Here is an 18,138-nt window from a genome sequence, read left to right as displayed (position 1 = left end):
GGTCCTGGTCTGCGTCGGCGTCCTCGCCTTCACCGTCCTGGCCGTCAAGAAGCTGTACCAGGGTCAGCGCTGAGCGTCCGCCCAGCCGACCGCCCCGGAACCCCTCCCACAGATCGCCTGAGCAGCCATCCATGATCCAGATCCCGTCCGACCTGAACCCGGGACTCGTCCCCCTCGCCTTCCTCCTCGGCAACTGGGAGGGTGCGGGAGTCTTCGACTTCCCGGGTGAGGAAAAGTGCAACTTCGGCCAGGAGGTCGTCTTCAGCCACGACGGCCGGGACTTCCTGGAGTACACCTCCCACAGCTGGGTCCTCGACGCCGAGGGCAACAAGGTGCGGCCGCTGGAGTCCGAATCGGGTTACTGGCGCATCGACGCGGACCGCAAGGTCGAGGTCGTCATGGTCCGCGACCAGGGCGTCGTCGAGGTCTGGTACGGCGAGCTCGCCGACCAGAAGCCCCAGATCGACCTCGCCACCGACGCCGTCGCGCGCACCGCGGCCTCCGGCCCGTACAGCGGTGGCAAGCGCCTCTACGGCTACGTGAAGAGCGACCTGATGTGGGTCGGCGAGAAGGCCACTCCGGACGTGGAGCTGCGCCCGTACATGTCGGCCCAGCTGAAGAAGGTCGTCACCCCCGAGGAGGTCGCCGAGATGGCGCGCAACCTCCCGGACATGCCGGACGACGGCATCGCCTTCTTCCGCTGACGCGCCACGGGCTCGTGGACGACGGGAAGGGGACCGCGGGGAAGCCCTGCGGTCCCCTTCCCGCGCTTACACTGGCCGGGTGGTGAGCACCGAGAGGGCCGACAGCACCGGGAGCGCCGAAGGCGTCGACTGGAAGACCGACCTGCGGCAGCGCGGATACCGTCTGACACCGCAGCGCCAGCTCGTGCTGGAGGCGGTCGACGCCCTGGAGCACGCCAGCCCGGACGCGATCCTCGCCGAGGTGCGCAAGACCGCCTCCGGCGTGAACATCTCCACCGTCTACCGCACGCTGGAGCTGCTGGAGGAGCTGAAGCTCGTCTCGCACGCCCACCTCGGCCACGGCGCGCCCACCTACCACCTCGCCGACCGGCACCACCACATCCACCTGGTCTGCCGCGACTGCAGCGAGGTCATCGAGGCGGATGTGGACATCGCCGCCGAGTTCACGGCCAAGCTCCGCGAGACCTTCGGCTTCGAGACCGACATGAAGCACTTCGCGATCTTCGGGCTGTGCCGGAAGTGCGCCGCGAAACACCGTGCCGGGCACGCGTAGCCGAGTCGTACGCTTGGTCCCATGACCAGCAGCCCCTTGCTCCATCTCCCCGGCGCCGTGCAGGCCGAAGGCCGCGACGAGGGCGTCGCCGCCCACTACGGCGAGCTGTACGGCGAACAGCGAGCCCTCGCGGACGGCCGCGGCTTCGTCGACCTCTCGCACCGCGGAGTCGTCACCGTCACCGGACCGGAGCGGCTGAGCTGGCTGCACCTGCTGCTCACCCAGCACCTCACCGAGCTGCCGGCGGGGCAGGCCACCGAGGCGCTGATCCTCTCCGCCAACGGCCACATCGAGCACGCGCTCTACCTCGTCGACGACGGCGAGACCACGTGGGCGCACGTGGAGCCGGGCACCCAGGGCGAGCTGATCGCCTACCTGGAGTCCATGAAGTTCTTCTACCGCGTCGAAGTCGCCGACCGCACCGCGGAGTTCGCGGTGGTGCACCTGCCGGCCGGCTCCATCGCCGAGGTCGCCAAGGAGCACGTCGTACGGGAGGCCGCGCACGGCCGGGACGTCTTCCTGCCGCGGGCCGAGCTGGAGGCCTTCGCCGCCGCGCACGGCCCCGCCGCCGGGCTCCTCGCCTATGAGGCGCTGCGCGTCGAGGCGCACCGGCCGCGGCTCGGCCTGGAGACCGACCACCGCACGATCCCGCACGAGCTCGGCTGGATCGGCACCGCCGTCCACCTCCAGAAGGGCTGCTACCGCGGCCAGGAGACGGTGGCCCGCGTCCACAACCTGGGGAAGCCGCCGCGGCGGCTGGTCTTCCTGCACCTGGACGGCTCCGAGGTGCTGCTCCCGGCGCACGGCGCGCCGGTCCGGCTCGCCGCGGACGGCTCCGAGGGCCGTCAGCTGGGCTTCGTGACCACCGCCGTACGCCACCACGAGCTGGGCCCGATCGCGCTCGCGCTGGTCAAGCGGAACGTCCCGGTGGACGCGCCGCTGCTGGTCGGGGACACGGCCGCCGCGCAGGAGGTCGTCGTAGCGCCCTGACCCGGGGGTCCCGACCCGGGTCGGCCCCGCGCCGCGGTGGCGCTAGACGTCGATGACGAGGGTGAACGGGCCGTGGTTGGTCAGCGAGACCCGCATGTCCGCGCCGAAGCGGCCCGTCGCCACCGTCGCCCCCAGGGCCCGCAGCTGCGCCACGACCTCGTCGACCAGCGGCTCGGCCACCGGTCCGGGCGCGGCCGCGTTCCAGGTGGGCCGGCGGCCCTTGCGGGCGTCTCCGTACAGCGTGAACTGGGAGATCACCAGCAGCGGCGCGTCGATGTCGCTACAGGACTTCTCCGCCTCCAGGATCCGCACCGACCACAGCTTGCGGGCCAGCAGAGCCGCCTTCTCCGGCGTGTCGTCGTGGGTGACCCCCACCAGCGCGCACAGCCCCTCGCCGACGATCTCGCCCACGGTCTCGCCGCCCACGACGACGCTCGCGCCGTCCACCCTCTGCACCACAGCTCGCATAACACCTGTGTACCAGGGTTGCACCCGTCCGGGGCCGATCGGGTGGAGTAGGACTGCGTGGGGGCCACGGAGAGTGGCACGATGCACGCAGGCGGTGCGGGTGCGCCGCACCGGCCGAGGGGACGGATTCGTTCGCATGAATACTTCTGGTACCTCCGTACCTGCATCACCCGGGGCCACGTCGTCCGCGCCTGCTGTCGCCGCCGCGGTCCGACCGCCCGCCCAGCGCACCGCCGACGGCCCCGCCCCGGCCGGCGCGCCGACCAGCGCCCTCGGACTGCCGGAACTGCGCACGCTGCGCCGCGACGCGCAGCGCGACGAGGCGGATCTGAGCTACGTGCGCCGCCTGCTCCAGGGCCGCATCGACATCCTGCGGGCCGAGCTGGCCCGGCGCACCGACCCGGAGGCGCCGGTCGTGGACCGGCTCTCCGAGATCCTCGCCGACGCGCCGTCCAGCCGCAGCGCCTCCGCCCGGCACGTCACGCTCGGCACCCCGCACAGCGAGGAGTACCGGCTGCTGGCGGCGGAGATGCTGGCCGACGTGGAGCTGTCGGACCTGGCCGCGCGCACGGACGGCGAGCTCTACGACGGCATGGGCAAGCTGGTGCGCTACGAGCAGCAGGTCTCGCGGCGCCGCCAGCAGCTCCAGCGCACCGTGGACGACTGCAGTGCGGAGATCACCCGCCGGTACCGGGAGGGCGAGGCGCAGGTGGACGACCTGCTGGCCTGAGCCGCACCCCGCACGGGGCCGCCGGAAATCCGGGCGACGCGGGCCGGTCGGGCCGTTAGCGTGGCCTGTCATGAGTGCTGATGTGCGGCCGATCGCCGCGTCCGAACTCGCCGAGTGGCTGCGGACCCTGAACACGGGGTTCCTGACCCCGGCGCGGGTGACGGAGTCGGACGTCGCCCTGCGCGCCAAGTACAGCGACCTCGCCCGGCTCCTGGGCGCCTTCGACGCCGGCACCGGCCGCTGCGTGGCGACCTTCCGCTCCTTCGGCCAGCGGCTGACGGTCCCGGGCGGGGCGGCCGTCCCCGCGAGCGCGATCTCGAACGTGGCCGTCCTCCCCACGCACCGCCGCCAGGGCCTGCTGACCCGGATGATGGCCGCCGAACTCGCCGCCGCCCGGGCGCGCGGCGACGTGCTGTCCACGCTGATCGCCGCCGAGTACCCGATCTACGGCCGGTACGGCTTCGGGCCCGCCGCCTCGCTCTCGGAATGGGAGATCGACGTACCGCGCACCGGACTGGACCGGCACCGGTCGGGGCGGCCGGCGGACGGCGGGCGGATCGACCTGGTGGACGCGGCCGAGGTCCGGGAGGTGGGGCCGGAGCTGCACGAGCGGCTGCGCGCGGCCACGCCCGGCGCGGTGGACCGGGACGAACGCTGGTGGAATCTGGCGACCGGCCTGGAGGAGCTGTCGTACCGGCCGTACAAGGAGAAGCTCCACGCCGTGTACCGGACGGCGGCCGGGGAGGTGGCCGGGCTGGCCGTCTACACCGCCGACGACCACTGGACGGACGCGAAGGTCCCGCTGAACACCGTGCAGGTGCAGGACCTGATCGCGGTCACACCGGACGCGGAGCGGGCCCTGTGGCACTTCCTGTGCTCCGTCGACTGGGTGATGAAGGTCCGCACCGGCGGCCGCGCCCCCGACGACCTGGTCACGCGCTTCCTGCCCGACCCGCGCTCCGCCCGGCCGCTGACCTCGGCGGACTTCCTGTGGGTGCGGCTGCTGGACGTCGTACGGGCGCTGGGGGCGCGGACGTACGCTGTGCCCGGGGTGCTGGTGCTCGAGGTCGAGGACGCGGCGGGGCTCGCGGACGGCCGCTACCGGCTGGACGCGGGGACCGGCACGTGCGAGCGCAGCGAGGAGCCGGCGGACCTGCGGCTGGAGGTGTCCGCGCTGAGCTCGCTGTACCTGGGCGACGAGTCCGCGGTGCGGCTGGGCGCCCTGGGGCGGGTGGCCGAACTGCGGCCGGGCGCGCTGGCGCTGGCCGACGCGGTGTTCCGGACGGCGCGCCGTCCGTGGTGCCCCGACGTGTTCTAGGGCGGTGCCCGTTCTGGACCGAGGACCGAGGACCGAGGACTGAGGTATTTGACGACCCTGGTGGAACGACTGCGTGCGGCCGGCTGCGTCTTCGCGGAGGAGGAGGCGGACCTGCTGCGCGCCGCCGCGCGGGACGACGGCCACCTGGCGGAGCTGCTGGCCCGCCGGGTCGGCGGTGAACCGCTGGAACACGTGGTGGGCTGGGCGGAGTTCTGCGGGCTGCGCGTGGAAGTCGGCGCGGGGGCCTTCGTACCGCGCAGGCGCAGCGAGTTCCTGGTGGCGCGGGCCGTGGCGCTGGCCCGGCCCGGCGCCGTGGTGCTGGACCTTTGCTGCGGGGTCGGGGCCCTGGGCGCGGCGGTCGCGGCGCGGGTGCCGGGCGGGGTGGAGCTGCACGCGGCGGACATCGACCCGGCGGCGCTGGCCTACGCGCGGCGCAACGTGGCCCCGTACGGCGGCAGCGTGTGGGAGGGCGACCTGTACGGCCCGCTCCCGGCATCGCTGCGGGGGCGGGTGGACGTGCTGGTGGTCAACGCCCCGTACGTGCCCACGGAGGAGATCGGCTTCATGCCCTCCGAGGCCCGGGACCACGAGCCCCTGGTCTCGCTGGACGGCGGTACGGACGGGCTGGACGTCCACCGCCGGATCGCGGCGGACGCCCTGCCCTGGCTGGCCCCGGGCGGCCACCTGCTGATCGAGACGAGCGCCCGCCAGTGCCCGGTGACGGCTGCGGCCCTGGCCGCGGCGGGGCTGAGGACCCGCGTGGCCGTCTCGGAGGAGCTGTACGCGACGGTGGTGATCGCCGCGCGCTGAGCCCGCGGCCCTACTGCTCGCGGGGCTGGGTGATGCGGAGCATGTTGCCGGAGGGGTCGCGGAAGGCGCAGTCGCGGACGCCGTAGGGCTGGTCGACGGGCTCCTGCAGGACCTCGCCACCGGCCGCCCGGACCCGCTCGAAGGTGGCGTCGCAGTCCTCGGTGGAGAAGATCACGCCGCGCAGCATGCCCTTGGCCAGCAGCTCCGCCATGGTCTGGCGGTCGGCCGGCGAGGCGCCCGGGTCGGCCAGCGGCGGCTCGAGGACGATCTCCACGTCCGGCTGCGACGGGGAGCCGACGGTCACCCAGCGCATCCCCTCGAAGGCGACGTCGTTGCGCACCTCCAGGCCGAGGGCGTCGCGGTAGAAGGCGAGGGCCTTGTCGTGGTCGTCGACGGCGATGAAGCACTGCGAGAGCTTGATGTCCATGTCCCGACGCTACGAGACGGCGGCGGATCGCGCCGCTTTGAAGCCGATCCTGCTGCGCGCTGCCGGTTCACCGGTTCCTGACGGGCCGGGTGAGCACCTTGGCGACGCAGGCCGGAACCGGGGCGCCCGCCTCGTGGCGGCGGGCCCGGTAGGCGCTCGGGGTCTCGCCGACCAGCTCGGTGAAGCGCGAGCTGAACGACCCGAGCGAGGTGCATCCGACCGCGAAGCAGACGTCGGTGACGCTCAGGTCCCCGCGCCGCAGCAGGGCCTTCGCCCGCTCGACGCGGCGGGTCATCAGGTAGGTGTACGGGGTCTCGCCGAAGGCGGCGCGGAAGCTGCGCGAGAAGTGCCCGGACGACATGAGGGCGACCTTGGCCAGCGCCGGGACGTCCAGCGGCAGCGCGTAGTCGCGGTCCATCACGTCCCGGGCGCGGCGCAGCCGTACCAGATCCTCCAAGGTCACTTCCTCAGCATCGCACGGCCTTGTGACGGTCACGGGTGGGAGATGCTGCAAGCAGCTGCTTGCAATAGTTAGCAGGGTCGGGCAGGATACGGGCATGGCATCGCTCAACGTCGGAAACCTCGGCGAGTACCTCCGTGAGCAGCGCCGGCAGGCCCAGCTTTCGCTGCGGCAGCTGGCCGAGGCGGCGGGGGTGTCGAATCCGTACCTGAGCCAGATCGAGCGCGGGCTGCGCAAGCCGAGCGCGGACATCCTCCAGCAGCTGGCCAAGGCGCTGCGGATCTCCGCGGAGACGCTGTACGTGCAGGCCGGGATCCTGGATGAGCGGGACCGGGACGAGGTGGAGACGAGGGCCGTCATCCTCGCCGACCCGTCCATCAACGAGCGGCAGAAGCAGGTGCTGCTCCAGATCTACGAGTCGTTCCGCAAGGAGAACGCGCTCGACGCGCCCCAGATATCGGACGTACCCGACGTACCCGACGTACTCGATGTATCCGATGCATCCGACGCGCCCGCCGGCGAGATGCCGCCGAAGACGAACTGAACCTGATCCGGGAGGACCCGCACATGGCCATCGCCGATGACCTGAAGAAGACCCTCACCGACCCCACCCCCCTCTACTTCGCCGCCGGTACGGCCGACCTGGCCGTGCAGCAGGCCAGGAAGGTGCCGGGGCTCATCGAGCAGCTGCGGGCCGAGGCCCCGGCGCGCATCGAGGCCGTGAAGAACACCGACCCCAAGGTCGTGCAGGAGAAGGCCGCGGCGGCGGCCAAGGAGGCGCAGGAGGCGGTCTCCGCCAAGGTCGCCGAGGTGTTCGGCTCGATCGACCCGAAGAAGATCGGGGAGACCGCCCAGGACCTGGCGCTGCGCGGCGTCGGCGTGGCCGCGGAGTACGCGGTCCGTGCCAAGGAGACCTACGACAAGGTCGCAGAGCACGGCGAGCAGGCCGTCCGTGCCTGGCGCGGCGAGGTCTCCGAGGAGATCGTCGAGATCGCCGTGGCCGTGGAGCCGGAGGCCGAGCCGGCCGCCGCGTCCGCGTCCGCGTCCGAGTCCGAGGACAGGCCCGGGTCGAGGAAGACCACCGCGCGCAAGAACCCGGCCAAGAAGGCCACCGTCACGGCGGGCGACGAGAGCTGAGCGCGAGAGCCACGCGCATGGGCGGCGACGGGGCCGGGCACCTTGAGGGTGTCCGGCCCGTTGTCATTCGTGAGGGCGGCCGTGCCGGTAGCGTGGAACCGGGCGGCATTCCGTCGGGAGTGCGAAGCGAGAGCGTGAGAAGGCGGTCGAAGCGATGTTGATGGACGGGTTCGATCAAGGCGTGATCCCCATGCTGGGTCTCGCCATGCTGGTGCTCGCCGTCGTGGCCTTCGTGTTCGCGCTGCTGGCGCGCGAGGACGCGTACCGGGCCGCCGACAAGCAGTCCAAGACGTTCTGGCTGGTCATCCTCGGCATCACCGTCCTCGTGGACTTCTTCCTGGGGATGCTGTTCCTGCAGATCGCCGGCCTGGTCGCCACCATCGTGTTCTTCGTCGACGTGCGCCCCGCGCTCAAGCAGGTCTCGGGCGGCGGGCGGCGCAGCGGCGGCAGCAGCAGCGACGGGCCGTACGGGCCGTACAACGGCGGAAGGTAGCCCGCTCGCCGGCGCGGGGTCCGGGCGCCGGTCCGGTCCGGTCCGGTCCAGTCCGGTCCCGGTGTCCCTCGTCCCCGCCGCCGTCAGGACGCGCCGCGGGAGAGCAGGACCACGGCCACGTCGTCCGTGAGCTCGCCGCCGTTGAGGCGGCGGGCCTCCGTGACGGAGGCCTCGAGCAGGTTCTCGCCGCGCAGCCCCTCGTCCAGGTGGCGGTTGATCATCTCGACCATGCCGTCCTGCCCCAGCCGTTCCCTGCCCTCGCCGATCCGGCCCTCGATCAGCCCGTCGGTGTAGAGCATCAGGTTCCAGGTACCGCCGAGCTCGACCTGGCGTCGGGGCCAGCGGGCCTTGGGCAGCAGTCCGAGCGCCGGGCCGCTGTTCTCGTACGGGAGCAGGCGCGCGGGGCGGCCCGGCCTGGAGATCAGCGGTGCCGGGTGGCCGGCCAGGCACAGTCCGGCGCGGCGGCCGTCGGGGGAGATGTCCACCGTGCACAGCGTCGCGAAGATCTCCTCGCAGGGGCGCTCCACCTCCAAGACCTGCTGGAGGGTGGCCAGCAGGTCGTCTCCGCACAGGCCGGCCAGGGTCAGGGCGCGCCAGGCGATGCGGAGCTCGACGCCGAGGGCCGCTTCGTCGGGGCCGTGCCCGCAGACGTCGCCGATCATGGCGTGGACGGTGCCGTCGGGGGTGCGGACGGTGTCGTAGAAGTCGCCGCCGAGCAGGGCCCGGCTGCGGCCGGGGCGGTAGCGGGCGGCGAAGCGGAGGTCCGAGCCCTCCAGGAGGGGGTTGGGAAGCAGGCCGCGTTCGAGGCGGGCGTTCTCCTGGGCGCGCAGTTTCGATTCTGCAAGCTTGTACTGGGCGATGTCGGCCCGTTTTCTCTCCACCGCGTACCGGATGGCACGGCTCAGCAGCCGGCCGTCGAGCTCGTCCCGGAACAGGAAGTCCTGGGCGCCGACCCGGACCGCCTCGGCGGCGCGCTCGGCGTCCTCCTCGGCGGTGAGGACGAGGACGGCGTGGCGGGGGGCGAGGCGGAGCACTTGGCGGAGGTTGGCCAGCTGGTCCACGTCGGTGGCGGTGGCCGTGCCGGGGGCCGTGCCGGAGGCCGCCGTGCGGGGGCCCGTGTCCGGGAGGGCCAGGTCGAGCAGGATGCAGTGCACGTCGGGCGTGAGCAGCCGGGCGGCCTCGGTGAGGTTGCGGGCGGTGCGGAGGCGGATGCGGTGGCCGTCGATGTCGAGGATCTCGGGGACGGTGAGGCCGCCGGCGGGGTCGTCCTCGATGACCAGGAGGGTCAGCGGGGTCGTATGGCTGGTCGCCTGCGAGGCCGCTTGCGGCGTCGCCTGCGCCGGGGGCGGGGCGGCGGCGGTCAGAACGGCCTGACCGTTCTCCGGGGCCGGGGTGTCCCTCTGCCGCGGTACGGGTACGGGCATCGTCTCCGGTTCCTTCCCTCCCCCCGAGGGTGCGCTCGTGCGCCGACCCTAGCGGCCCGGCCCGGCGGGCGGAATGCCGGTCTGGGCCGGGGCCTCCGTCATATGCCGTTATCGCGGGGGAAAATCGGCCTCACTGGATGACAAAGGTCACGGCGGGGCCGTGTTCCGTCCCGCCTACCGAGACGTCAACCGCCCCCCTTTGGTTGCCTCCGCCACCGCCCCCCAAACCCCGCCCACCCCGCCGGCGGCCGACCCGCCACCCCCCGCCGACGCCTTGGCCCGCGTATCCGGGGCGACGGCCGCCGGGGCGGGCCGGGGTGGCCTGGGAGGGGGCGGGGTTGTGGGGGCGGTGGCGGAGGCCCGCAGGGGTTACGCGTCGGGGCGGACCACCGCCTTGATCGGCATGGAGCCCGCGCCCGCCATCGTCACGTTGCGGCCCGGGCGCGGGGCGTGGACCATCGCGCCGTCGCCGACGTACATCCCGACGTGGCTCGCGTCGTCGAAGTAGATGATCAGGTCGCCCGGCCGCATGTCCTTCAGCGCGACCTTCGGCAGCAGCCGCAGCTGCTCCTGCGAGGTGCGCGGGATCGACTTGCCCGCCGCCAGCCAGGCCTGCGAGGTCAGGCCGGAGCAGTCGAACGCGGCCGGGCCCTCGGCTCCCCAGACGTACGGCTTGCCCATCTGGGCGGTGGCGTACTGCACGGCCCGCTTGCCGGCGTCCGTCGCCACGCCGTTGACGTCCTTCATCGCGCCCGTCGACAGCCAGGCCGTCTGCGCCTTGTACTGCGCTTCCTGCTCCAGCTGGATCAGCCGGGCCTTCTCCTCGGCCTCCAGCTTGTTCTCCAGCTCCTCGGCCGCCTTGATCTTCGCCTCGATCTGCTTCTTCGAGTTCTCCTGCTTGATCCGGTTGGCCTCCAGCAGCGCCCACTGCGCGCTCGCGTCCTCCGCGTAGCGCTTCAAGTCGGCCTGGGTGCGGTCCAGTTCGGTCAGCATGTCCGAGGCGGCCTTCTCGCCCTGGCGCAGCCGGTTCGCCCCGTCGAGGAACTGGTTCGGGTCCTCGCTCAGCGCCAGCTTCGCGCCGGGCGGCAGCCCGCCCGAGCGGTACTGGGCGCGGGCGGCGGCGCCCGCACGGCCCTTGAGGGTCGAGATCCGCTCCTGGCCGGCCACGATCAGGTTGGCGATCTCGACGATCTTGTCGGACTGGGCCTTGGCCTCGGCCTCCGCCTGGTTGTAGGCGTCCGTGGCGGTGCCCGCCTGCCGGTACAGCTCCTCGATCTCCTTGCGGACCTCTTCGAGGGACTTCGCGCCCGGCTGCGGGGCAGGAGCCGCGGGAGCCCCGGGAGTTGCCGGCGCCACGGGCGCGGCCGGCGCCGCATACGCCATGCCCGTCGCCAGGCCCGGCGCCGTCAGTATCGCCATCGCACACAGCAGCACGAGCCCGCTCGCGCCCCGCCGTCGCCGTTCGGCCCCCATGGTCCCCCCAGGCACCCGGAGTCAGATCCCGCAGCATCCTGCATCGGATCTGACTATTCATCAGTAACTTGTCTCTGCCATCGGGATGGTGCCACGAGCCGGTGAAATCCGACACCCTTGTGGATACCCGGTTGATCTTGTCCGCCCCAACGGACCCCACCCCCACGGCTCAACGGGCGATCCGCACCACCGGTTCCCCCGCACGCCACATTCACCCCTGCGGGCGCAACGCCTCCCAGCGCACCGTGAGTTCCCCCTGCCGCCACCGCCCCGGCCCGTCCGCCAGCGGCCAGTCGCCGGACAGCGCCCGCGCCGTCCGGATCCAGCGCTGCCGCGCCCCGTACGAGGCGTAGGGGGCCGCCGCCGCCCACGCCCGGTCGAAATCGCGCAGGAACGCGTGCACCGGCTCGCCCGGCACGTTGCGGTGGATCAGCGCCTTCGGAAGCCGCTCCGCCAGGTCGGAGGGGCGCTCCAGGGAGCCCAGCCGGGTCGCGAAGGTCACCGTGCGCGCTCCCTCGGGCCCCAGGGCCACCCACACGTGCCGCCGCCCGATCTCGTCGCAGGTCCCCTCCACCAGCAGCCCGTCCGGGGCCAGCCGCGCGCACAGCCGCTCCCACACCGCCGCGACCTGCTCCTCGTCGTACTGGCGCAGGACGTTCGCCGCCCGGATCAGCGCCGGGCGGGCCCCGTCCTCCAGCGGTACCTCGAACCCGCCGTGCCGGAAGCTGAGCCCCTCCCGCTCGTACGGCTTCGCCCCGGCCACCCGCGCGGGCTCGATCTCGATGCCGACCACCCGCACCCGCGGAGCCGCCTCGCGCAGCCGCGCCAGCAGCTCGACCGCCGTCCAGGGCGCTGCCCCGTAGCCGAGGTCCACCGCGACCGGCGCCTGCGCGCGCCGCAGCGCGGCCCCGTGCGCGGCGGCGATCCAGCGGTCCATCCGGCGCAACCGGTTCGGATTCGTCGTCCCGCGCGTCACCGATCCCACGGGACGGCCGGGGGCGCGGCTCGGGGTCGCAGGGGTGCGGGAGGCCATGAGCCGAGGGTAAGCGGAGGGCCCGTACCGGATGAAAACCGCGGGCCGACCGAGAAAAAGACAGGGAAATCCGGCCACCCCGGAATGCGCGGGACGGCCATCCGGGTTGCACTCCATGCAGGGCGCCCGGCGCGCCCCTGTCGGCATGCCCGGCAGCCGTCCGAGCGGCGTCCCCGCGGCGTCCCGTCCCCGTGTCGTCGAGCGAGAGGAACTGCTCCCTTGAGCCAGTACGTGTCCCGCCTCGGCGGCAGCCTCACCGGCCGCCTCGCCGCCGCCCGCGTCGTCACCCGGCACGAGCCGCCGCGACTGCGCCTGCCGGCCGTCGGCCACCACCGCAAGCCGCGCCGCGTGGCCATGCTCAGCGTCCACACCTCGCCGCTGCACCAGCCCGGTACGGGCGATGCCGGCGGGATGAACGTCTACATCGTGGAGCTGGCCAAACGCCTCGCCGCGATCAACATCGAGGTCGAGATCTTCACCCGCGCCACCGCCGGCGGCCTGCCGCCCGTGGTGGAACTGGCCCCCGGCGTCCTCGTACGGCACGTGGACGCGGGCCCGTACGAGGGGCTCGCCAAGGAGGAGCTGCCCGCCCAGCTGTGCGCCTTCACCCACGGCGTGATGCAGGCCTGGGCCGGCCACCGCCCCGGCTACTACGACCTCGTCCACTCCCACTACTGGCTCTCCGGCCACGTCGGCTGGCTCGCCGCCGAGCGCTGGGGCGTCCCGCTCGTGCACGCCATGCACACCATGGCCAAGGTCAAGAACGCCTCGCTGGCCGAGGGCGACACGCCCGAGCCTGCCGCCCGCGTCATCGGCGAGACCCAGATCGTGTCCGCCGCGGACCGGCTCATCGCGAACACCGCCGAGGAAGCCGACGAACTCGTCCGCCACTACGAGGCCGACCCGGGCAAGGTCGCCGTCGTCCACCCCGGCGTGAACCTCGACCGCTTCACCGTCGGCGACGGCCGGGCCGCCGCCCGCGCCCGCCTCGGCCTGCCGCAGGACGCCGTCATCCCGCTCTTCGCCGGGCGGATCCAGCCGCTGAAGGCCCCCGACATCCTGCTGCGCGCCGTCGCCGAGCTCGTCGACCGGGACCCCTCGCTGCGCGGCCGCCTCTTCGTCCCCGTGGTCGGCGGACCCAGCGGCAGCGGCCTGGCCAAGCCCGAGGGCCTGCAGAAGCTCGCCGCGAGGCTGGGCATCGCCGATCTGGTGCACTTCCACCCGCCGGTCGGGCAGGACAGCCTCGCCGACTGGTTCCGCGCCGCGTCCGTGCTGGTCATGCCCTCGTACAGCGAGTCCTTCGGACTGGTCGCCATAGAGGCGCAGGCCAGCGGCACGCCGGTGCTCGCCGCCGCGGTCGGCGGACTGCCCGTCGCCGTCAACGACGGGGTCACCGGCATCCTCGTACCCGGCCACGACCCGGTGGACTACGCGCGTGAGCTGCGGCGCTTCGTGGACGACCCGTGGCTCGCGGACCGGATGGGCGCCGAGGCCGCGCGGCACGCGCAGTTCTTCGGCTGGGACACGGCGGCCGGCGGCACGGCGGACGTGTACACCGCGGCGATGCATGATCACCGCCGTCGCGTACGCTCCCACCATGGCTGACACCGCCGAGATCATCGAGGCCACGCTCGCCGGCGCCGAGCTGAGCTGGGAGAGCCCCGAACCGGGCTCGTACGTCGTCCAGCTCCCCGGCACCCGCAAGCTGAGCACCACCTGCTCGCTCCGGGTCGGCCGGCATTCGCTGTCGGTCAACGCCTTCGTGATCCGCCACCCCGACGAGAACGAGGCCGGCGTCCACCGCTGGCTGCTGGAGCGCAACCTCAAGCTGTACGGGCTGGGCTACGCGGTGGACCGCCTCGGCGACATCTACCTGACCGGCCGCCTACCGCTCTCCGTGGTCACCCCGGAGGAGCTGGACCGGCTGCTCGGCACGGTCCTCGAGGCGGCGGACGGCGCCTTCAACACCCTCCTGGAGCTCGGCTTCGCCGGGGCGATCCGCCGGGAGTACGAGTGGCGCGTCTCCCGCGGCGAACCGACCCACAACCTGGACGCGTTCAAACACCTGACGCAGCCGTCGGCCTGACCCCGGAGCCCTCCCCGGCCGGTGCGGCCTCCACGGCCGGCACGGCTCCGGCCCCCGCCACCGGCGGGAGGTTGCGCATCAGCAGCCAGTACCCGAGCGCGGCGACGGTCCCCAGGACCGCCGTCGACCCCCACAGCCAGCCCGCTCCGAACCGGTCGATCACCCCGCCCGCCAGCAGCGGCGCGATCAGCGAGGCCACCGCCCAGGACATCGTGTACATCCCCTGGTAGCGGCCGCGCCCGTGCAGCGGGGAGAGCCGCGCGACCAGGCCCATCTGGGTCGGCGAGTTGATGATCTCGCCCAGCGTCCACACGCACACGGTCAGCGCCAGCGCCCCGATCGAGCCGCCGAACGCCGTCAGCCCGAACCCGTACCCGGCCAGCAGCGCCGACACCACCAGTAGCTTCTGCGGGTCGCGGTGCTCGATGAACCGGGTCACCGGGATCTGCAGCACCACGATCATCACGCCGTTCACGGCGGCGACCAGCCCGTAGTCGCCGGTGGAGAACCCCGCGGTCCCCATCGCCAGCGGCAGCCCGAACGACCCCTGCATGAAGATCAGCGAGATCAGGAACGACAGCCCGACCACCGCCATGAACCGCCCGTCGCCCAGCACCGTGCCGAGCCCGATCTCCGGCTCGTCCGCCGCCGTGCCCGCCCCGCCCTTCTCCGGCCGCGACTCGGGCAGCTTCACGAAGACGAGCACCGCGCACACCAGCGTCAGCGCCGCCTCGCCCAGGAACCCGGCCAGGTAGCTGTACTCGGCGATGAAGCCGGCGACCGTGGCGGAGATCGCGAAGCCGAGGTTGATGGCCCAGTAGTTCAGCGCGAAGGCCCGTACCCGGTCCTCGGGGCGGACGATGTCGGCCAGCATCGCCTGCACCGCGGGCCGCGAGGCGTTGGACGCCATGCCGACCAGCAGCGCGACGGCCGCGATCGCCGCCGGGTGCTCCATGAAGCCGAGCAGCGCCACCGACAGCGCGGTCGCGACGTTCGCGGCCATCAGCGTGGGCCGCCGCCCGAGCCGGTCGGTCATCACCCCCGCGCCGAGGGAGGAGAGCACACCGCCGAGCCCGTGCAGAGCGACCACAAGTCCCGCGAAGGAGGCCGAGTAGCCCCGGTCCAGGGTCAGGTACAAGGTCATGAATGTCGCGACGAAGGCCCCGAGCCGGTTCACCAGGGTGCTCGTCCACAGCCACCAGAACGCGGGCGGCAGACCCGACACGCTCTCCCGGGCGGCCCGTCTCAAACTGGCAGCGGACATAAGGGATCCCCCCGGCGATGTAAGCGTCTCTTCGGTGCTCCGCAGGTTACGAGCGGGGGTCTGCCGACGCCACTCAATTGACGTGGGGCGTCAATCGGACGCCGTGGACACCGCGCGCGAGCGCCTCGGGCCGTCCATTAGGCTCGTACGCATGGCCGACGCACCGTACAAGCTGATCCTCCTCCGCCACGGCGAGAGCGAGTGGAACGCGAAGAACCTGTTCACCGGCTGGGTGGACGTCAATCTCAACGAGAAGGGCGAGAAGGAGGCGGTCCGCGGCGGTGAGCTGCTCAAGGACGCCGGCCTGCTCCCCGACGTGGTCCACACGTCCCTCCAGAAGCGCGCCATCCGCACGGCGCAGCTCGCCCTGGAGTCCGCCGACCGCCACTGGATCCCCGTCCACCGCTCGTGGCGCCTGAACGAGCGCCACTACGGCGCCCTCCAGGGCAAGGACAAGGCCCAGACCCTCGCCGAGTTCGGCGAGGAGCAGTTCATGCTGTGGCGCCGCTCGTACGACACCCCGCCGCCGGCCCTCGAGGACGGCACCGAGTTCTCCCAGTCCGAGGACCCGCGCTACGCGACGATCCCGCCGGAGCTGCGCCCCAAGACGGAGTGCCTCAAGGACGTCGTCGTCCGCATGCTGCCGTACTGGTACGACGGCATCGTCCCGGACCTGCTCGCCGGCCGCACGGTCCTGGTCGCCGCGCACGGCAACTCGCTGCGCGCCCTGGTCAAGCACCTGGACGGCATCTCCGACGCGGACATCGCGGGCCTGAACATCCCGACCGGCATCCCGCTCGCCTACGAGCTCGACGCCGACTTCAAGCCCCTCAAGCCGGGCGGCACCTACCTCGACCCGGACGCGGCCGCGGCCGCCATCGAGGCGGTCAAGAACCAGGGCAAGAAGAAGTAGCCATAGCGATCATGCCCCCGACCTGCGCACACGGCGCAGATCGGGGGCATTCGTCTGCCCTGGGCCCACGGGTCCGTCAGGCAACGTTCGTCCCCTCTTGACGGGGGTGGACTGCTACCGCACGCAGGAGCCATCCGGCGTCATGTCCGGGGAACCCATCCCGAAGGAGTACAGGAGGGTCAGCACGCAGGCCGCCACGAAGAGGGCCACCCATTTGACCTCGGGTCCGGTCCGATCCGGCAGCACCGCGACCAAGACGGTCTGGAAAAGCCCCAGCAGGAGGGTCATGCCGATCCAGGCGAACGGCATGACCATCACAAATCCGGCCTGGGTCGGCGCGTCCATGCCGTGCGCACAGTCCGCCCACCTCTGCGATGCCAGAGCGGCTCCCAGCACAGTGCCCACCACGGCGAGCAGCGGCCCCGTCACGAACCACCCGAAGCCGGGCTCCTTGCCCTCCCCCAATGCCGTCATGTGTGCCTGACCTCTCCTTTTCGATCTCACGTACCGGAGCACACACGCCCCGGAACCCCCGCCCGGTTCCCTCGCCGAGAACGCTGACCTGCCCGCCGCTGGTGGCCTGGGTGGCGGTCACGTGGAGCGCGACGGCGGTGACCCCGGCGGGGCGGGTCGCCGGCCGCGCGCACGAGGGCCCCGTCCCGCCTGGCCGGCGTGGACGGGGCCCTCGGCGTACGGGCGGCGGGGATCAGCCGCCGCACTGGCACGGCGCGCCGGACTGGCATCCGCAGCCGCAGCCCGAGCCGCAGCCGCACGCTGCGAGCAGCGGGAGGCGCAGCGGCTCCGGTCGGGGCGGCTGCTCCTGTTCCGGTGTGATGGGGACGGGGGAATCGGGCATGGTTCCTCCTCGCGCAGGCGGCGTACGGGCCGCCGTACGACGGACCGCCTCGCCTCATTCATGCCCAGCCGCACCGGCGCGTCAACGGCGCATTGGGGCTCGCGCCCGGCCCGTGCTCAGACGCCGTCGACCTGGGTCGGCGGCTGGAGCTCGTCCGCGTGCTCGCCCGTCACCAGGTAGACGACGCGCTTGGCCACCGACACCGCGTGGTCCGCGAAGCGCTCGTAGTAGCGGCCCAGCAGTGTCACGTCCACCGCCGTCTCGATGCCGTGCTTCCAGCGGTCGTCCATCAGGTGCTGGAACAGCGTGCGGTGCAGCTGGTCCATCTCGTCGTCGTCCTGCTCCAGCTGGAGCGCCAGGTCGACGTCTTTGGTGATGATGACCTCGGCGGCCTTCGCCATCAGGCGCTGCGCCAGCTGCCCCATCTCCAGGATGGTGGCGTGCAGGTCCCGCGGCACCGCCGTGTCCGGGAAGCGCAGCCGGGCGAGCTTCGCCACGTGCTGGGCGAGGTCGCCGCTGCGCTCCAGGTCCGCGCTCATCCGCAGCGAGGTCACGACGATCCGCAGGTCGGTGGCGACCGGCTGCTGCCGGGCCAGCAGGGCGATCGCGCGCGCCTCCAGGTCGTGCTGGAGGTCGTCGACCTTCTGGTCGGCGGCGATGACACTCTCGGCGAGCTTCAGGTCGGCGTCGAGCATGGACGTCGTGGCCCGCCCGATCGCGGAACCGACCAGCCGGGCCATCTCGACCAGGCCCTCTCCGATCGAGTCCAGTTCCTCGTGGTACGCGTCACGCATGTCTGGTGTCCCTCTCTTGACCTACAGCACTACTGCCCGGGGGCCGGCCGGGGCGGCCGCTGGCCCCACGTTGACACGGTGAGCCGCAAACGCGTCCGACTCCGGCACCACAAATGAATCAACCCCGTCGCCAGGGTGAACTCTGGGCGACGAGTGTTCGAGGTGGCACCCGAACGGCTGTGGAAGTGTCGTCGTGCCTGCTTAA

Annotated in this window: 21 protein-coding genes; 12 read left to right on the top strand and 9 right to left on the bottom strand. The window is 72.6% G+C overall.

What is annotated here, in order from left to right; translation table 11 throughout:
* Positions 1-131: 131 nt before the first annotated feature.
* The 3 genes from AB0D66_RS25280 to AB0D66_RS25270 all read left to right on the top strand — a co-directional run bounded on the left by AB0D66_RS25280 (position 132) and on the right by AB0D66_RS25270 (position 2,247).
* Positions 132-704, top strand: a complete 573-nt coding sequence (locus tag AB0D66_RS25280; RefSeq protein WP_362307728.1) for an FABP family protein — start codon at positions 132-134, stop codon at positions 702-704.
* 82 nt (positions 705-786) lie between these two features.
* Positions 787-1,257: a Fur family transcriptional regulator gene (locus AB0D66_RS25275; protein ID WP_362307725.1), complete on the top strand. Its 471-nt coding sequence runs from the start codon at positions 787-789 to the stop codon at positions 1,255-1,257.
* Between the two features lie 21 nt (positions 1,258-1,278).
* Entirely contained in the window at positions 1,279-2,247 is a 969-nt protein-coding gene (locus AB0D66_RS25270; protein ID WP_362307722.1) for a folate-binding protein, read from the top strand.
* 42 nt (positions 2,248-2,289) lie between these two features.
* Here AB0D66_RS25270 and dtd read toward each other — a convergent pair whose 3' ends face one another.
* Positions 2,290-2,715, bottom strand: a complete 426-nt coding sequence (dtd, locus tag AB0D66_RS25265) for a D-aminoacyl-tRNA deacylase (protein WP_362307719.1) — start codon at positions 2,713-2,715, stop codon at positions 2,290-2,292.
* A 136-nt stretch (positions 2,716-2,851) separates the two neighbouring features.
* On the opposite strand from dtd, the gene AB0D66_RS25260 reads away from it, so the two are divergent.
* The 3 genes from AB0D66_RS25260 (at position 2,852) to AB0D66_RS25250 (ending at position 5,573) form a co-directional block, all read left to right on the top strand.
* Entirely contained in the window at positions 2,852-3,445 is a 594-nt protein-coding gene (locus tag AB0D66_RS25260) for an AmfC protein (RefSeq protein ID WP_362307716.1), read from the top strand.
* A gap of 70 nt (positions 3,446-3,515) precedes the next feature.
* Complete coding sequence (locus AB0D66_RS25255; protein ID WP_362307713.1) at positions 3,516-4,763, top strand: GNAT family N-acetyltransferase; 1,248 nt, start codon at positions 3,516-3,518, stop codon at positions 4,761-4,763.
* A gap of 57 nt (positions 4,764-4,820) precedes the next feature.
* Entirely contained in the window at positions 4,821-5,573 is a 753-nt protein-coding gene (locus AB0D66_RS25250; RefSeq protein WP_362307844.1) for a putative protein N(5)-glutamine methyltransferase, read from the top strand.
* 10 nt (positions 5,574-5,583) lie between these two features.
* On the opposite strand, the gene AB0D66_RS25245 is transcribed toward AB0D66_RS25250, so the two are convergent.
* Positions 5,584-6,000, bottom strand: a complete 417-nt coding sequence (locus AB0D66_RS25245) for a VOC family protein (RefSeq protein WP_362307710.1) — start codon at positions 5,998-6,000, stop codon at positions 5,584-5,586.
* A 67-nt stretch (positions 6,001-6,067) separates the two neighbouring features.
* Positions 6,068-6,463, bottom strand: coding sequence for a helix-turn-helix transcriptional regulator (locus AB0D66_RS25240; RefSeq protein WP_362307707.1), 396 nt, complete (start codon positions 6,461-6,463; stop codon positions 6,068-6,070).
* A gap of 94 nt (positions 6,464-6,557) precedes the next feature.
* Here AB0D66_RS25240 and AB0D66_RS25235 point away from each other — a divergent pair, with 94 nt between their 5' ends.
* The 3 genes from AB0D66_RS25235 (at position 6,558) to AB0D66_RS25225 (ending at position 8,090) form a co-directional block, all read left to right on the top strand.
* Positions 6,558-7,004: a helix-turn-helix transcriptional regulator gene (locus tag AB0D66_RS25235; protein WP_362307704.1), complete on the top strand. Its 447-nt coding sequence runs from the start codon at positions 6,558-6,560 to the stop codon at positions 7,002-7,004.
* Positions 7,005-7,027: 23 nt separating this feature from the next.
* Positions 7,028-7,597, top strand: a complete 570-nt coding sequence (locus AB0D66_RS25230) for a hypothetical protein (protein WP_362307701.1) — start codon at positions 7,028-7,030, stop codon at positions 7,595-7,597.
* A gap of 154 nt (positions 7,598-7,751) precedes the next feature.
* Entirely contained in the window at positions 7,752-8,090 is a 339-nt protein-coding gene (locus AB0D66_RS25225) for a DUF2516 family protein (RefSeq protein WP_362307698.1), read from the top strand.
* An 83-nt stretch (positions 8,091-8,173) separates the two neighbouring features.
* On the opposite strand, the gene AB0D66_RS25220 is transcribed toward AB0D66_RS25225, so the two are convergent.
* From AB0D66_RS25220 to AB0D66_RS25210, 3 genes are all read right to left on the bottom strand, one after another.
* Positions 8,174-9,514, bottom strand: coding sequence for a fused response regulator/phosphatase (locus AB0D66_RS25220; protein WP_362307695.1), 1,341 nt, complete (start codon positions 9,512-9,514; stop codon positions 8,174-8,176).
* A 369-nt stretch (positions 9,515-9,883) separates the two neighbouring features.
* Positions 9,884-10,933: an NlpC/P60 family protein gene (locus AB0D66_RS25215; RefSeq protein ID WP_362307692.1), complete on the bottom strand. Its 1,050-nt coding sequence runs from the start codon at positions 10,931-10,933 to the stop codon at positions 9,884-9,886.
* Positions 10,934-11,198: 265 nt separating this feature from the next.
* Positions 11,199-12,020, bottom strand: coding sequence for a class I SAM-dependent methyltransferase (locus AB0D66_RS25210; RefSeq protein ID WP_362307689.1), 822 nt, complete (start codon positions 12,018-12,020; stop codon positions 11,199-11,201).
* A 306-nt stretch (positions 12,021-12,326) separates the two neighbouring features.
* Here AB0D66_RS25210 and mshA point away from each other — a divergent pair, with 306 nt between their 5' ends.
* Both mshA and AB0D66_RS25200 read left to right on the top strand, forming a co-directional pair.
* A complete protein-coding gene (gene mshA / locus AB0D66_RS25205; protein ID WP_362307841.1) occupies positions 12,327-13,625 on the top strand; it encodes a D-inositol-3-phosphate glycosyltransferase in 1,299 nt (432 codons plus the stop codon).
* A complete protein-coding gene (locus tag AB0D66_RS25200; RefSeq protein WP_361759421.1) occupies positions 13,618-14,106 on the top strand; it encodes a YbjN domain-containing protein in 489 nt (162 codons plus the stop codon). The genes mshA and AB0D66_RS25200 overlap by 8 nt, the downstream gene beginning before the upstream one ends.
* On the opposite strand, the gene AB0D66_RS25195 is transcribed toward AB0D66_RS25200, so the two are convergent.
* A complete protein-coding gene (locus AB0D66_RS25195; protein WP_362307686.1) occupies positions 14,078-15,370 on the bottom strand; it encodes an MFS transporter in 1,293 nt (430 codons plus the stop codon). The two genes, AB0D66_RS25200 and AB0D66_RS25195, sit on opposite strands and share 29 nt — an antisense overlap.
* Positions 15,371-15,521: 151 nt before the next feature.
* Here AB0D66_RS25195 and AB0D66_RS25190 point away from each other — a divergent pair, with 151 nt between their 5' ends.
* Positions 15,522-16,283, top strand: a complete 762-nt coding sequence (locus AB0D66_RS25190) for a phosphoglyceromutase (protein WP_361759427.1) — start codon at positions 15,522-15,524, stop codon at positions 16,281-16,283.
* Positions 16,284-16,397: 114 nt separating this feature from the next.
* Here the strand turns inward: AB0D66_RS25190 and AB0D66_RS25185 are convergent, their stop codons facing one another.
* Both AB0D66_RS25185 and phoU read right to left on the bottom strand, forming a co-directional pair.
* Entirely contained in the window at positions 16,398-16,757 is a 360-nt protein-coding gene (locus tag AB0D66_RS25185; RefSeq protein ID WP_362307682.1) for a hypothetical protein, read from the bottom strand.
* A 498-nt stretch (positions 16,758-17,255) separates the two neighbouring features.
* A complete protein-coding gene (gene phoU, locus AB0D66_RS25180; RefSeq protein ID WP_069921286.1) occupies positions 17,256-17,933 on the bottom strand; it encodes a phosphate signaling complex protein PhoU in 678 nt (225 codons plus the stop codon).
* Between the last annotated feature and the right edge of the window lie 205 nt (positions 17,934-18,138).

The organism is Streptomyces sp. NPDC048270, from assembly GCF_040652335.1.
Lineage (GTDB): Bacteria > Actinomycetota > Actinomycetes > Streptomycetales > Streptomycetaceae > Streptomyces.
This window is presented reverse-complemented; position numbering and strand designations above follow the sequence as displayed.

Coding starts and splice junctions, on each gene's coding strand:
- AB0D66_RS25280 (WP_362307728.1), top strand. CDS start 132: ATGATCCAGATCCCGTCCGACCTGAACCCGGGACTCGTCCCCCTCGCC.
- AB0D66_RS25270 (WP_362307722.1), top strand. CDS start 1,279: ATGACCAGCAGCCCCTTGCTCCATCTCCCCGGCGCCGTGCAGGCCGAA.
- dtd (WP_362307719.1), bottom strand. CDS start 2,715: ATGCGAGCTGTGGTGCAGAGGGTGGACGGCGCGAGCGTCGTCGTGGGC.
- AB0D66_RS25260 (WP_362307716.1), top strand. CDS start 2,852: ATGAATACTTCTGGTACCTCCGTACCTGCATCACCCGGGGCCACGTCG.
- AB0D66_RS25255 (WP_362307713.1), top strand. CDS start 3,516: ATGAGTGCTGATGTGCGGCCGATCGCCGCGTCCGAACTCGCCGAGTGG.
- AB0D66_RS25245 (WP_362307710.1), bottom strand. CDS start 6,000: ATGGACATCAAGCTCTCGCAGTGCTTCATCGCCGTCGACGACCACGAC.
- AB0D66_RS25235 (WP_362307704.1), top strand. CDS start 6,558: ATGGCATCGCTCAACGTCGGAAACCTCGGCGAGTACCTCCGTGAGCAG.
- AB0D66_RS25230 (WP_362307701.1), top strand. CDS start 7,028: ATGGCCATCGCCGATGACCTGAAGAAGACCCTCACCGACCCCACCCCC.
- AB0D66_RS25225 (WP_362307698.1), top strand. CDS start 7,752: ATGTTGATGGACGGGTTCGATCAAGGCGTGATCCCCATGCTGGGTCTC.
- AB0D66_RS25220 (WP_362307695.1), bottom strand. CDS start 9,514: ATGCCCGTACCCGTACCGCGGCAGAGGGACACCCCGGCCCCGGAGAAC.
- AB0D66_RS25215 (WP_362307692.1), bottom strand. CDS start 10,933: ATGGCGATACTGACGGCGCCGGGCCTGGCGACGGGCATGGCGTATGCG.
- AB0D66_RS25210 (WP_362307689.1), bottom strand. CDS start 12,020: ATGGCCTCCCGCACCCCTGCGACCCCGAGCCGCGCCCCCGGCCGTCCC.
- AB0D66_RS25200 (WP_361759421.1), top strand. CDS start 13,618: ATGGCTGACACCGCCGAGATCATCGAGGCCACGCTCGCCGGCGCCGAG.
- AB0D66_RS25195 (WP_362307686.1), bottom strand. CDS start 15,370: ATGTCCGCTGCCAGTTTGAGACGGGCCGCCCGGGAGAGCGTGTCGGGT.
- AB0D66_RS25190 (WP_361759427.1), top strand. CDS start 15,522: ATGGCCGACGCACCGTACAAGCTGATCCTCCTCCGCCACGGCGAGAGC.
- AB0D66_RS25185 (WP_362307682.1), bottom strand. CDS start 16,757: ATGACGGCATTGGGGGAGGGCAAGGAGCCCGGCTTCGGGTGGTTCGTG.
- phoU (WP_069921286.1), bottom strand. CDS start 17,933: ATGCGTGACGCGTACCACGAGGAACTGGACTCGATCGGAGAGGGCCTG.